General features: G+C 63.1%; 10 protein-coding genes. 2 read left to right on the top strand and 8 right to left on the bottom strand.

What is annotated here, in order from left to right; all coding sequences use genetic code 11:
- Window positions 1-57: 57 nt before the first annotated feature.
- From ACN9MY_RS25820 to ACN9MY_RS25790, 7 genes are all read right to left on the bottom strand, one after another.
- Window positions 58-1,599: a sigma-54-dependent transcriptional regulator gene (locus tag ACN9MY_RS25820; RefSeq protein ID WP_426164167.1), complete on the bottom strand. Its 1,542-nt coding sequence runs from the start codon at window positions 1,597-1,599 to the stop codon at window positions 58-60.
- Window positions 1,596-3,287: a sensor histidine kinase gene (locus ACN9MY_RS25815; protein WP_426164165.1), complete on the bottom strand. Its 1,692-nt coding sequence runs from the start codon at window positions 3,285-3,287 to the stop codon at window positions 1,596-1,598. Before ACN9MY_RS25815 ends, ACN9MY_RS25820 begins: the two co-directional genes overlap by 4 nt.
- 10 nt (window positions 3,288-3,297) lie before the next feature.
- A complete protein-coding gene (locus ACN9MY_RS25810) occupies window positions 3,298-4,095 on the bottom strand; it encodes an ABC transporter ATP-binding protein (RefSeq protein ID WP_426164163.1) in 798 nt (265 codons plus the stop codon).
- A 1-nt stretch (window position 4,096) separates the two neighbouring features.
- On the bottom strand, window positions 4,097-4,918 hold the full coding sequence (locus tag ACN9MY_RS25805) for an ABC transporter permease (RefSeq protein ID WP_426164161.1): 822 nt from the start codon (window positions 4,916-4,918) through the stop codon (window positions 4,097-4,099).
- Window positions 4,919-4,931: 13 nt separating this feature from the next.
- Complete coding sequence (locus ACN9MY_RS25800; protein WP_426164159.1) at window positions 4,932-5,900, bottom strand: ABC transporter substrate-binding protein; 969 nt, start codon at window positions 5,898-5,900, stop codon at window positions 4,932-4,934.
- 180 nt (window positions 5,901-6,080) lie between these two features.
- Window positions 6,081-6,866, bottom strand: coding sequence for a substrate-binding periplasmic protein (locus ACN9MY_RS25795; protein WP_426336335.1), 786 nt, complete (start codon window positions 6,864-6,866; stop codon window positions 6,081-6,083).
- Window positions 6,867-6,973: 107 nt separating this feature from the next.
- The gene (locus ACN9MY_RS25790) at window positions 6,974-8,602 is read right to left on the bottom strand and encodes an oligopeptide:H+ symporter (RefSeq protein ID WP_426164154.1); all 1,629 of its coding nucleotides are present in this window, start codon (window positions 8,600-8,602) and stop codon (window positions 6,974-6,976) included.
- Between the two features lie 197 nt (window positions 8,603-8,799).
- Here ACN9MY_RS25790 and ACN9MY_RS25785 point away from each other — a divergent pair, with 197 nt between their 5' ends.
- Both ACN9MY_RS25785 and ACN9MY_RS25780 read left to right on the top strand, forming a co-directional pair.
- Window positions 8,800-10,407 carry an alpha-amylase family glycosyl hydrolase gene (locus ACN9MY_RS25785; RefSeq protein WP_426336334.1) on the top strand — a complete coding sequence of 536 codons (1,608 nt, stop codon included), beginning with the start codon at window positions 8,800-8,802 and terminating at the stop codon, window positions 10,405-10,407.
- A gap of 84 nt (window positions 10,408-10,491) precedes the next feature.
- Window positions 10,492-12,366: a glucokinase gene (locus ACN9MY_RS25780; protein WP_426319056.1), complete on the top strand. Its 1,875-nt coding sequence runs from the start codon at window positions 10,492-10,494 to the stop codon at window positions 12,364-12,366.
- Window positions 12,367-12,427: 61 nt separating this feature from the next.
- On the opposite strand, the gene ACN9MY_RS25775 is transcribed toward ACN9MY_RS25780, so the two are convergent.
- Window positions 12,428-13,735, bottom strand: a complete 1,308-nt coding sequence (locus tag ACN9MY_RS25775; protein ID WP_426319055.1) for an NAD(P)/FAD-dependent oxidoreductase — start codon at window positions 13,733-13,735, stop codon at window positions 12,428-12,430.
- Window position 13,736 lies beyond the last annotated feature (1 nt).

Raw genomic sequence — 13,736 nt, 5'->3', positions numbered from 1 at the left:
CTCCGTAGTAGTGATGCTACGAAAATCTTACCGCAAAATCTGTAGCTTTACTACATTTCAGTCGCGCTGGATCTGGTGCTTTTTCAGCTTGTCGTACAGCGTTTTGCGGGGCAGGAGCAGGCGGTCGGCGGCCAGTGCCACATTATTATCGGCCGCTGCCAGGGCGCGCAGGATCAGGTCGCGCTCGAAAGCGTCGACTTGCTGCGGCAGGGAGGGCTGCTCGGCCTCCGTCCCCGCAGCGCCCGCGGCGGGAACGCCGGCCGCCATCACTACGCCGGCAGCCGACGCAGCGCCGGCGCTCATCGCGGCGCTGCCGGATGCTCCAGCGCCGGCGGCCCATTCCATGCCGGCACCCGTCGCGGCGCCCGCAGGCGACGAAATGCCCGCACCAGTGGCAAAAGCCGGACCGGCAGTGCTGCCGGGCGTGGCTGGGGCGGCGACACCAGCCGGGATGCTGTGCGGCGCTGCGACCGGCGCAGCAGGTACCAGCCCAAGCGTCAGGCGTTCCGCGAAGTTGCGCAGTTCACGCACATTGCCCGGCCAATCCGCAGCTTGCCACGCAGCCATCTGCTCCGGCGTCCACATCGGCATCGCCCGCTGGTAGCGCTGTGCTGCCTCGGCGACGAAGTGCGCCAGCAGCAGCGGAATATCCTCGCGCCGGTCGCGCAAGCGCGGCAAGTCGATGCTGATCACGCCGATCCGGTAATACAGGTCCTCGCGGAACAGGCCCTGCGCCGACAGCGCCAGCAAGTCGGCCTTGCTGGCGGCGACTACCCGGCAATCCAGCGCGACCGACTCGTTCCCGCCCAGCCGCTCAAGGCGTCGCTCCTGCAGCACGCGCAGGAGCTTGACCTGCAAGGCCATCGGCATGCTCTCGATCTCGTCGAGGAAAACCGTGCCGCCGTTGGCAAATTCCAGCTTCCCGATGCGCCGCTTTTGCGCGCCTGTGAAGGCCCCCGCTTCGTGGCCAAAGATCTCGCTCTCGAATACCGACTCCGGCAAGGCGCCGCAGTTGATCGCGACGAAATTCCCCTTGCGCCCGCTGGCCGCGTGAATCAGCCGTGCCATCACTTCCTTGCCGGTACCGGTCTGGCCATTGACCAGGATATCGACGCCGGTCGGCGCCACGTTGCGCACCACGACCTTCAGGTGTTCGATGGCCTCGGAGCGCCCGATAAGGTCCGGCATGTCGGGATGCTGCGCGCGCTCGGAACGCAGGCGGCGGTTTTCCAGCACCAGGTTGCGGCGCTCCTGGGCGCGCTTGACGGCATCCATCAGGCGTTCGGAGGCGAACGGCTTTTCAATGAAGTCGTAAGCGCCGGCGCGCATGGCTTCGACGGCCATGCTGACGTCGCCATGGCCGGTGACGACGATGACCGGCAGCTCGGCGTCCAGAGCGGCCACGCGCGCCAGCAAGTCCAGGCCTGAAAGCCCCGGCAGTCGCACATCGGTCACCACCACGCCCGCGAAGTTCGCCAGCAACAACGGCAGTGCTTCCTCGGCGCTTGCGCAAGCCTGCACCGCAAAACCGCCCAGTTCCAGCGTTTGCGAGGTGGCCAGCCGCAGCGCGGCCTCGTCTTCAACCAATAGCGCCTTCATGGGGCGGCTCCTTCCTTGATAAGCGGTAAGCGTAACTCAAACTGCGCGCCGCCGCCGTCCAGGTTGCGGGCCGACAGGCGGCCGTTCATTGCCTGCGCGATCGACGAGGAAATCGCCAGCCCCAGGCCCAGCCCTTTCCCGGCAGGCTTGGTCGTGAAGAAGGGCTCGAACAGGTGCGCTGCCACTTCCTGCGGGATGCCTGGACCGTTGTCGCTGATGCGTGCCACGCCGTCGCCGCCTTCACGCGACAGCACGACGGAGACGCGCGGCTGCGCGGTGCTCTCGACAGCATCGAGGGCATTGCGCAGCAGGTTGATCAGCACTTGTTCGATGCGCACCGTATCGCCCGCCACCATCAACGGTGCGGCGCCGGTATCGATCTCCATCGCCACGTTGCGGCGCTTGCTCTCGCTCTCCAGCAGGAAGGCCGAACTGCGCACGGCGCGCCCAAAGTCCACCGGGCCGACGGTTTCGTCCTTGCGCGCGAAACCTTTCAGCTGGCTGATGATGGCGCCCATGCGCGCACTGGCATCGCCGATGTGGCCAAGGTTGCTGGCCGCCTGTTCCGGCTGGCCGCGCTCCAGGAAGGTGCGGGCGTTGTCGGCAAAGGCACGGATCGCTGCCAGGGGCTGGTTCAGTTCATGCGTCATGCCAGCCGCCATCTGACCCAGCATGGCCAGTTTGCCGGCCTGCACCAGTTCGTTTTGCGTCGTGCGCAGGATGCGGTTGGTTTCGCTCAGCTGCTGCGTGCGCTGGGCGATGCGCGACTCCAGTTCGCGGTCGAAGGCCAGGCGCTCCTCGCGCCGCCGGCGGCGCTGGTGCATGGCCCAATACGATACGCCGCCGCAGGCCAGCAGCAGGGCAGTTGCCAGCGCCCAGTTGATGCCGCTGCGGACCACGCGCAACTGGCTCGGGAAGATCATCAGCTGCCAGCCAAGCCGTCCCACCTCCTGCGTGACGCGCGGGCCGGGATTGCGGGCCAGCGGCGTGACATCGCGGCCGATGTATTGCTGCGTGCGGGCCAGTTCGGCCAGCGCGCTGGCCGGCAGCGGCTCCAGGCTGTGGTAGCGCCAATTCGGACGGTTGCTGAGGAAGATCACGCCATGGCGATCGGCCAGCAGGATCGGATCTTCGCTGCTGTTCCAGTTGCGTTCCAGTTCGGCGAGGCTGATCTTGACGGCGATTACGCCGTCGATCTCGCCGTGGCGGCGCACCGGCTGCGCGATGAAGTAGCCCGCTTCGCTGGTGCTGGTGCCGATGCCGTAGAAGCGGCCCGCATCGCCGCGCAGCGCGGCCTGGAAATACGGACGGTAGGAAAAATTCTTGCCAGCGAAGCCGCGCGGCTGGTCCCAGTTGCTGGCGCCCAGCGTGAGGCCGTTGCGGTCCATCAGGTACAGCGCACCGACCTTGGCTTGCTGCTGGATGGTTTGCAGCGTTTCGTTCAGCCGGGCGATCGCTTCAGGATCTTTCGGGTTGGCGAGGGCGTTGGTGAGGTCGGGTTGCTGCGCCAGGACGAAGGGAAGGGTTTCAAAGCGTTCCAGCACCGACTGCAGTTCCGGCGCCATGAGCTGCAGCTGGCGCTGGCCCTGCGCCAACTGTTCGTTGCCGGCACGATAGGCGCCGAGCAGGTAGGCGGCCACGATAATCGCGGCCGCCGGGGTTAACAGCAAGAGGAAAGGTTTGCGCATAAGCGCAATTCTAGTCCACCGCAGCCATGCGCAGTTCGTCGCTGTGGTGGCGCTGCTGTTCTTCCATCACCAGCGCGCCCAGTTCACGCTTCAAGGCATTGAAGTCGGCCGATGCGGGATCGCGCAGGCGCGGCAGCTCCACGATCATGTCGCGCTTGACGGTGCCAGGGCGATAGGTCATGACCACGATCCGGTCGGCCAGGTAGATCGCTTCTTCGATACTGTGGGTAACGAAGATGATGGTCTTTTTCAGCTCCGACCAGATGCGCAGCAGCTCGTCCTGCAGGTTGCGGCGGGTCAGTGCATCCAGTGCGCCGAAAGGCTCGTCCATCAGCATGATCGGGGAGTCCAGTGCCAGCACGCGCGCAATCGCCACGCGTTGGCGCATGCCGCCCGACAGGTCTTTCGGATAGCGGTTGCGGAAGTCGGACAGCGACAGCATCTGCAGCAGCTGGTCCACGCGCTGTTTGATTTGCGCCTGCGCCATGCCTTTGACTTCGAGGCCGAAGGCGATGTTCTTTTCCACCGTCATCCATGGAAAAAGGGCGTATTCCTGGAACACCATGCCGCGCTCCGGGCCCGGGCCGGTGATCAACTGGCCGTCGGCGGTGATCTCGCCGCTCGACGGCAGCGAGAAGCCGGCGATGGCGTTCAGCAGGGTCGACTTGCCGCAGCCCGATGGGCCCAGCAGGCAGACGAACTGGCCTTGCGGGATCTGCAGGTTGATGTCGCGCAGCGCCACCACTTCGCGGTTGTCGGTCTTGAATACCTTGTTGACGCCCTTGACGTCGATATGGGTTGCGCTCATCTCAGTTCTCCAGGCCGCGGTGCCAGCGCAGCAGATGGTTATTCAGCTTGTTCATGCCAATGTCGATCGCCAGGCCAAGCAGGCCGATGCTGATCATGCCGGCGATGATCTTGTCCGACCAGAAGTACTCGCGTGCTTCGAGGATACGGAAGCCCAGGCCGTTGTTCACGGCGATCATCTCGGAAACGATCACCACAATGAAGGCGGTACCGATGCCGATGCGCACGCCGGACAGGATGTAAGGCACGGCTGCCGGCAGCATCACGCGCACGAACATGGTGCTCTGGCTGACGCCCAGGTTGCGGGCGGCGCGGATGTAAATGCCGTCCACGTGGCGCACGCCGGCGATGGTGTTCATCAGCACCGGGAAGAAGGCGCCCAGCGCAATCAGGAACACAGCTGGCGCGTTACCCAGCCCGAACCACAGGATCGCCAGCGGGATGTAGGCGATGGGCGGAATCGGACGCAGCACCTGCAGCAGGGGATTGAGCCAGTCGTACATCCGTTTGCTCGAGCCCATCACCAGGCCGAAAGGCAGGGCCAGGCCCGCGCCGACAGCGAAGCCGACCAGCACGCGGTACATGCTGCTGATGGTGTCGCCAATCAGCTCGCCGGACAGCGCCCAGGCGAACCAGGAGCTGGCAGCCGGGTCGTAAGGCTGCAGCGGCAGCAGGTACTCGACCCACTTGGTGACCACGGCCCAAGGCGAGGGCAGCACTTGCGGGTTGATCCACTCCAGCGAGGCGCTGGCCTGCCACAATGCGATCACCAGCACGGGCACCACGGAGCCCGCTGCGATCTGGCGCAAATTCAGTTTTGCCATGATGTGCCTCGCCTTACTTGATGTTCAGGCTCTTCTTGGCTTCGTCCAGCAGGTCGGTCTTGACCCACTCGGAAGCCACGGGCGCCTTGCGCATCTTGCCCACGCCGGTCTTGTTCATCACATCGGTGGTGACCTGGATGTGCTGCGGCGAGATGTCGTAGGTGTACGGCGAGTTGGCAATCGCGTCCTGGAAGTCGTCGGAAGTGATCTGGCCTTTGAAGATCACGTTGCGCACGTATTTTTCTGCGGTTGGCTTGTCGTCGATGAAGGTCTTGGTGGCCTGTACGAAGCAGTTCATGAACTTGGCGGCGGTAGCGCGGCGGGTCGAGTAGAACTTCTCGCTCATGACCATGGTGCGGACTGGTTCGCCGATCGGGGTGTCATATGGCTTCATGACTTCCACGCCAAAGCCCTTGTTGATGGCTTGCGAGGATTGCGGTTCGGATTGCATGATCGCGTCCAGGTTCTTGCCGAGCAGGGCCTGGTTCAGGTCCGCGAAGGCCAGGAACACCAGTTGCACGTCCTTGCCCGGCTGGTCGGAGAAGGTCAGGCCGGCTTGCGCCAGTTCGGCAGCCAGCAGCACTTCGTGGATGCCGCCACGGGTCACGCCGACTTTCTTGCCCTTCAAATCCTTGATCGCCTTGATGCCGCTGTCGGGGCGCGCGACCAGGCGCGCGCCACCTTTGGCGAAACCGGCGACGACATAGATCGGGGCGCCATTGGCGCGGCCCTGGATGGCGGCCTCCGATGCGGTGGCGCCGACATCGAGCTCGCCGGCCAGGATCGCCTGCATCACGTCAGGACCCTTGGCGAAGACGTGTTCTTCGACCTTGATGCCGCACTTCGGTGCGATTTCCTTGATGTACGAGACGGCGCCGTAGTGGGCGAATTTCAGGTTGCCGAGGCGGACAACTTCCTGGGCGTTGGCGGCGGAAGCGAATGCTGCGGCCACGAAGAGGGATGCGAGTTTAAGCTTGGTCATGCTGGTCTCCTGGATAAGGGGTGTTTTGACCAGCTAATAGCAGCTTCCGTGCCAGAAAATTGGAATTCGGCAAGTGCTTGATTTTATTGGTGCGCAGCCCTTGGCGGCTGGCGCGGGCCCGCTGTGGCGTGGCGGAATTCCGGAATTCCATCCGCGCCTTGTGCGGATTTTCGCCAATGCTTAGTCGGCGTACTGCTTCAGGTACTTCGCCGTCAGCCGTTCATGTTCACCCTGGCGGATATCGGCCAGTGCCTTCCAGGCCTCGGTGACCAGCTCAGGATATTTTTGCTGGAACTGGTGGCTGAACTGCAAGTAGTAATCCTTGCTGGCCAGCGGCGGGGAGACTTTGACAATGCGCGCGAACTCGGGATTCTTGCGCAGCACGTAGTCGCCCACGTCGCTCAACTGCGCCAAGCCGTCGGCACGGCCGGCCAGCAGCATGCGGAAGGCGTCCTCGGTGCTGCTGATTTCGTTCACCTGGATATCCATCTTGCGCAGGTCGTCAACGATGGCGTAGCCGCGCATGGCGACCAGCCTTGGTGGAAATGAGAAGCGCTTGCCATCCCAATGGAGCGGTGAATCGATCAGGCGGTACAGGCTGTACGTCTTGGTGTCGATCCGAAAGCGCCTGTCGTCCTTGCCATCGCGCATCGGGTAGACGCCCATCTTCGTTCGCTCTGGCTTGAAGCTGCTGGAGAACACGGCATCCACGGCGCCGGCCTCAAGTTCCGCCAGGCAGCGTGCCCATGGTTTGCGCGAAAATTGAATCTTCAGGCGAGGCACGCGGGAAGGCAGCATTGCCACCATTTCTACTGCGACTCCCGGATTATCAGGAATTGCCGTGCCGGCGCCGGTATGGTCGTAAGTATCCTTATCCTCGAAGGCTACGCGCAGTTCGACCACCTGTGCGTGGGCGAGGGAGGCCGTCATGGCCAGGCATAGAACCAGGGCGCGCAGGATGCTCATCCGTATCAGCCGGTAAAAGTCCACCATCCTTCAACTTGTAGCAGACAGCATACAAGGCAAAGAGACTGCTGGCTAGTACGGTGCGGCGCTGCGCTGCGCCCCTTTGCTCATGCCTTTTGCGGTTCGGGCGCAGAGCCGTAGCAGACCTGCGGTTCCGTATCCTTGCGGTAGAAATCCACCATCTTGTAGCGCATCGCGTAAAGGGCGAAGCAGCCGGCCACCAGTGCCGCGAAGACGGCGAAGAAGTACATCTGGAAGGCCATCACCGAGAAGCCGGTGGTCTTGATGTAGGCGGACACGGCGTCGTTCTTCACGCCCGCGTTCACAATCAGCACCCACAGGTTGCCCACGGTGATCGCCAGGTACCACAGTGCCATGATCACGCCCTTCATCGAGGAGGGCGCCTGCGAATACGCGAACTCCAGGCCCGTTGCGGACACCAGTACTTCGCCAAAGGTCAGTAATGCATAAGGCAGGATCTGCCAGGCCATTGACACCGGCGAGCCGCCATCCATCAACACCTGCAGCGTGCCGATCACCACCCAGGCCAGTGCGGCGAAGAATATGCCGGCGCCCATCCGGCGCAGCGGCGTCGGTTCGATGCCCAGCTTGCGCAGCAGCGGGAACAGCGCGATGTTATTAAATGGAATCAGCAGCATGACCAGCAGCGGATTTAGCGCCTGCATCTGCGCCGGCACAAAGCTGAAGGACCAGCCCAGCAGTTCATAGGTCGGGTGCACCATATCGTTTGCCTGAACGATCCAGGTTGACGCTTTCTGGTCGAACAGGGAGTGGAACGGGGTCACCAGGGCGAACACGATGAAAATGCGCAGCACGGCGCGCACGCCGTCCACCGCTTCATCGCTATGCTTGCCGCGTGCGCGCTCGAGCTGCATCGAGGTCCCGATGCCGCCGAAAGAGATCAGCAGCACCAGCGCCGTGCAGGCCGCGATCACGAAGCCCCAGGATGGGGTCATGGCCAGGGACACAAGCGCGGCAATGACGCCAATGACCGCGACGGTCAAGCCGGGACGGGACTGGCCCGGTGCAGCCGACATCAGCGCTGTGCGGGTGACACGTGAAAACGATTCGCTGCTTGGCTCCGACGGCGGCACGTGGACATACTTCCTGCGGCCGGCCCAGAACACCAGGGTGGCGACGAACATCAGGATGCCCGGGATGCCGAACGCGACGGCCGGGCCGAAGTCCTTCAGGAAGATCGGCATCAGCAGGGACGCAAAGAAGGAGCCGAAGTTGATGCTCCAGTAAAAGGCGTCAAATACCACCTTGGCTTTCTTTTTGTTGGTCTGGTCGAACTGGTCGCCGACGAAGGACACTACCAGCGGCTTGATGCCGCCCGAGCCGAAGGCAATCAGGAACAGGCCAAAGTAGAAGCCATTCAGGTTGCTCTCGAAAAGCGCCAGGCAGGCGTGCCCTGCGCAGTAGATCAGCGAGAACCAGAATACCGTATTGTATTTGCCGAAGAAGCGGTCCGACAGCCAGCCGCCCAGCAGCGGGAAGAAGTACACGCCGATCACGAAGGTGTGGAACACATGCTTCGCTTCGCCGGCGCGATGCTCGGAAGGGATGAACAGCAGCAGGGTGCTGATCAGGAACGGCACCAGGATGTTGCGCATGCCGTAAAAACTGAAACGCTCGCAAGCCTCGTTGGTGATGATGTACGGGATTTGCCGGGGCATTGGCCCGTTACCCTGTTCCAGTTCTTGCGTCGACATGAGGTCTCCCGATTTCAAATAATGGGCGCGATGCTATGCGAACGCATCTGTGTTGGCAACTACAGGTTTCACTTACATGTAGTTTAACTACGAGAAAAATTGTAAGTAGTTGATTTTTAAGGATTCATAGTATTTGAACTTCCCGCAGTCATCATGTATATTATCTACATAACTGTTTTTGACTCGGGATGAGGAATATGAGCACACCTTGGTGGAAAGAAGCAATCATTTATCAGGTTTATCCGCGCAGTTACCTGGACACCAACGGTGACGGCATCGGCGACCTGAATGGCATTACCGATCGCCTCGACTACATCGCCAAGCTGGGCGTGGACATCATCTGGATCTCGCCGTTCTTCAAATCCCCGATGCGCGATTTCGGCTACGACGTGGCCGACTACTGCGATGTGGACCCGATGTTCGGCACCCTGGCCGACTTCGACCGCATGATCGCCAAGGCCCACAGCCTGGGCCTGAAGATCATGATCGACCAGGTCATGTCGCACACTTCCGAAGACCATCCATGGTTCAAGGAGAGCCGTTCCTCGCGCGACAATCCCAAGTCCGACTGGTATGTCTGGGCCGATCCGCTGCCGGACGGTAACCCGCCCAACAACTGGCTGTCCGTGTTCGGCGGCTCGTCGTGGCAGTGGGACTCGCGCCGCAAGCAGTATTACATGCACAATTTCCTGGTCAGCCAGCCGGACCTGAACTTCCATAATCCGGAAGTGCAACAGGCCCACCTCGACGCGCTGCGCTTCTGGCTGAAGCGCGGCGTCGACGGCGTGCGCATGGATGCCTGCAACTTCCACTTCCACGACCGCCAGTTGCGCAGCAACCCGCCGGCCCTGGTGCGCGACACTTCCACCGTGAGCGACGCCAACCCCTACGGCATGCAGGCGCACATCCACGACAAGAGCCAGCCGGAAAACGTGGCCTTCCTGGAAAAGCTGCGCCTGCTGCTGGACGAATACGGCGCGGTGGCGATCGGCGAAGTGGGCGCCGACGATTCGCTGGCCGTGATGGCCGAATACACCGCCGGCGGCAACAAGCTGCACATGGCTTACAGCTTCAACCTGCTGACTGCCGACAGCAGCGCAGGCCATATCCGCAAGCAGGTGGAAGACTTCAAGGCGCGCGTCAAGGACGGCCAGCCATCCTGGTCGGTCGGCAATCACGACGCCGTGCGCGTGGTGACGCGCTGGAACGGCATGAGCAACCAGGCAGCTTTCGCCAAGCTGGTGCTGGCCATGCAGCTGTCGCTAAAAGGCACGCCTTGCCTGTACCAGGGCGATGAGCTGGCGTTCAGCGAAGCCGATGTACCTTATGAGTTGATCCAGGACCCTTACGGCAAGACTTTCTGGCCCGAGTTCAAGGGGCGCGACGGTTGCCGCACCCCGATTGCCTGGACCACTGGCGCGCACGGCGGTTTCACTTCAGGCACACCGTGGCTGCCGGTGGCGGAGGAGCACAGGGCCATCGCCGCCTCGGTGCAGGAAGAAGACCCGGATTCGCCGCTGAACTTCGCGCGCCGAATGATCGCCTGGCGCAAGACCATGCCGCAGCTGACGCGCGGCGACATCGTGTTCTACGACGCGCCGGAGCCGGTGCTGGCACTGCGGCGCGACCTGGAAGGGCAGCGCAGCGTGCTGGCGCTGTTTAACCTCGGCGCGGCGCCGGTCAATTTCGCGCTGCCGGCAGCCAAGGGGGCGCAAAAGCTGGAGCAGCCGGGCCTTCCGGGCGAAGTGGCCGGCGAAGAGGTCCAGTTGCCAGGCTACGGCGCCTGGTTTGGCTACGTAGTATAAATATAAGAGGCCCCGTCTACGCACGGGGCCTTGTTTTTCGGGTATCCTCCCGCCTTTAAGGCGTTATCTAATACTTAAAAGACAATGAAACAGATAGAGGCAGACCCAAAAGCTAACCGATCCGCTTTTGCGGACGGCCCCCGCCTGCTGGCTGACATCGGCGCCACCCATGCGCGCCTGGCGCTGCAAACCGCACCTGGCGAGTTCCAGGCAGTGCGGGTGCTGCAGTGCGACGACTTCACCGGCATCGTCCCGCTATTGCGCAACTACCTGGCGGATCACGGCGACATCAACCTCAATCACGGCGCGCTGGCGCTGGCCAACCCGGTGCATGGCGATTACATCCGCATGACCAACCGCGATTGGCAGTTCTCCACCGACGAAGTGCGGCGTGAACTGGGCCTGCACACCCTGTTGGTGGTGAACGACTTCACGGCGCTGGCGATGGCGATCCCCGGCTTCAAGGCGGAAGACCTGATGCAGGTTGGCGGCGGCTCGCCGGCGCAGAACTCGGTGATCGGCGTGCTCGGCCCCGGTACTGGCCTGGGCTGCTCTGGCGTGATCCCGACCACCGACGGTTTCGTGACCCTTGGTTCTGAAGGCGGCCATACCAACTTTGCGCCGGCCGACGAACGTGAATACGCGATCCTGCAATACGCCTGGCAGACCTGGCCGCACGTGTCGAACGAACGGCTGATTTCCGGCCCCGGCATGGAAATCATCTACCGTGCGCTGGCGCGCCGCAACGGCTTGAGCGTGCGCGACCTGACCTCGCAGCAGATCATCGCCGGCGCGCTGAAAGACAGGAATGCGCTTTGCCTCGAAGTGCTGGAATGCTTCTGCGCCATGCTGGGCGGCGCCGCGGCCAACCTGGCGGTGACGCTCGGTTCCTTTGGCGGCATCTTCATCGGCGGCGGCATCGTGCCTCGCATGGGCGAATGGTTCAAGGAGTCGCCGTTCCGCAGCCGCTTCGAAGCCAAGGGACGTTTCTCGTCCTACCTGGCCGACATCCCGACGTATGTCATCACCACGCCGAACCCGGCGTTCTACGGCGTCGCCACGATCTTGTCCGAACACCTGCGCGGCCGCACCGGCGCCAACACCCTGATGGAACGCGTGCAGTCGCTGAAGTCGGAATTGACCCCGGCCGAACAGCGCGTTGCGCAACTGGTGATCGAGCAGCCGCGCCTGGTGCTGAACGAACCGATCGCCGACATTGCACGGCTGGCGGAAGTATCGCAGCCGACCGTGATCCGCTTCTGCCGCTCGCTGGGCTTCCAGGGCCTGGCCGACTTCAAGCTGAAGTTTGCGTCCAGCCTGACCGGCGCCATTCCGGTGCGTCACAGCCAGGTGCGCGTATCGGACAGCACGCACGACCTGAGCGCCAAGGTGATCGACAACACGGTTTCCGCGATCCTGAAGTTCCGCGACCAGATGGACGTGCACTCGCTGGACCGCGCGATCGAGCTGCTGTCCAAGGCCAAGAAGGTCGAGTTCTACGCCATGGGCAACTCGCGCGTGGTAGCCCTGGATGGCCAGCACAAGTTCTTCCGCTTCCGCATTCCGACCGCCGCCTACGGCGACTCCCACCTGTTCAAGCTTGCGTCCGAACTGTTGAAGCCGGGGGACGTGGTGATCGCGATTTCCAATTCCGGCAAGCTGCCGGAGCTGGTTGAAGCGGTGGAATCAGCCCGCAACGCCGGGGCCGACGTCATCGCCATCACCAGCAGCCAATCGCCGCTGGCCAAAAAGGCTACGGTTTGCCTGGCGGTCGACCACACGGAAGACAGCAGCGCCTTCCTGTCGATGATTTCGCGCATCCTGCAGCTGCTGCTGATCGACATCCTGTCAGTCGGCATCTCGCTGGACGAGCAAAACGCCGAACTGGTGCTGGAGCACAAAGCCAACGGCGTGGTGCAGGAAAGCCGCCGCCTGCAAATCTCCCACCTTGATAATTGAAAGTCGGGTTCAGGTCTGGCAATCCGCCATTTTGGCGGATTGCCAGACCTGACCCCGACTTTCAAAATAGATCTCGCATCTGGAAGTAGAGCATGCCCAAGACCAGCGCCGGCGTACGCAGCAGCGTGCCGCCGGGGAAGGGGGCGTGCTTGATGCGCGCGAAGATGTCGAAGCGCTCGGCCTGTCCTGCAATCGCTTCCGCCACCAGCAGGCCGGCCATGCCGGTGAAGGCCAGGCCGTGGCCTGAGAAGCCTTGCATGTAATAGATGTTGTGGCCGATCCGCCCCAGGTCCGGGGCGCGGTTCATGCTGATGTCGATGAAGCCGCCCCACGCGTAATCGATGCCCACGTCCGCCAGTTGCGGAAACACGGCGACCATGCGGCGCCGGATGCGTTCGACCAGGTTGGCCGGCGTCTTGGCGCTGTAGCTGTCGCCGGCGCCGAACAGCAGCCGGTGGTCGGCGCTGAAGCGGAAGTAATCCAGTACGAAATTGGTATCCGACACGGCACTGCGGCGCGGCAGCAGGCTGTCTGCATGTTCCTTGCTGAGTGCTTCAGTGGCGACGATATACGTCCCCACCGGCATGATGCGCGCACTCACCTGCGGCACCAGGTTGCCATACTCGGCGAGATAGACGTTCGCGCCCAGCACAACAAAGCGCGCGGCCACCTGTCCCTGGGCGGTGTGCACAAGCGGCGTATTGCCGCGCTCCAGCAGGAATACCGGGGAATCCTCGAAGATGCGCACGCCGGCTGCCATCGCCGCGCGCCCAAGACCCAGGGTGTACTTGAGCGGATGCACATGCCCGCCGCCCATGTCGGCCACGCCGGCATGGAAGCGCGGGCTGTCGATCCATCGGCCGATCTCGTGCGGCGAAATCCAGTGCAGCGGATAAGCGTAGGCTTTTTCCACATGCCGCCCCCAGGCTTCAAGCGCGCGCATCTTGCCCGGCTTGACGGCCAGGCTGAGTGCGCCGGGCTTGTAGTCGCAATCGATGCTGTACTTGTCGATGCGCTTGCGCAGCAGCTGCACGCCTGCCACCGAGGCGTCCCATGCGCGGCGCGCGTCCTCGCGCGGCAACTGGCGCTCGATGGCGGACTCGCCGTCGTTGCCGAAGCCGGGCAATACCTGCCCGCCATTGCGGCCCGACGCGCCCCAGCCCAGGCGCTGCGCTTCCAGCAAGACCACGGAATAGCCGCGTTCCGCCAGCTCCAGTGCGGCGGACAGCCCGGCCAGGCCGCCGCCAATCACGCAGACGTCCGCGCTGGTGCTGCCTGCCAACGGGGGCAGGGCAGCGGCGCGCTGCACGCTCGCCTCATAGTATGAGTTCTCGATGACGCCCAGTTCTTTGCGCAGCAGCGTGCCCATA

Source organism: Pseudoduganella sp. R-31 (assembly GCF_049913235.1).
GTDB lineage: Bacteria > Pseudomonadota > Gammaproteobacteria > Burkholderiales > Burkholderiaceae_D > Rugamonas.
Note: the sequence above shows the minus strand (reverse complement) of the source record. Positions and strands in the feature narration are given on the sequence as shown.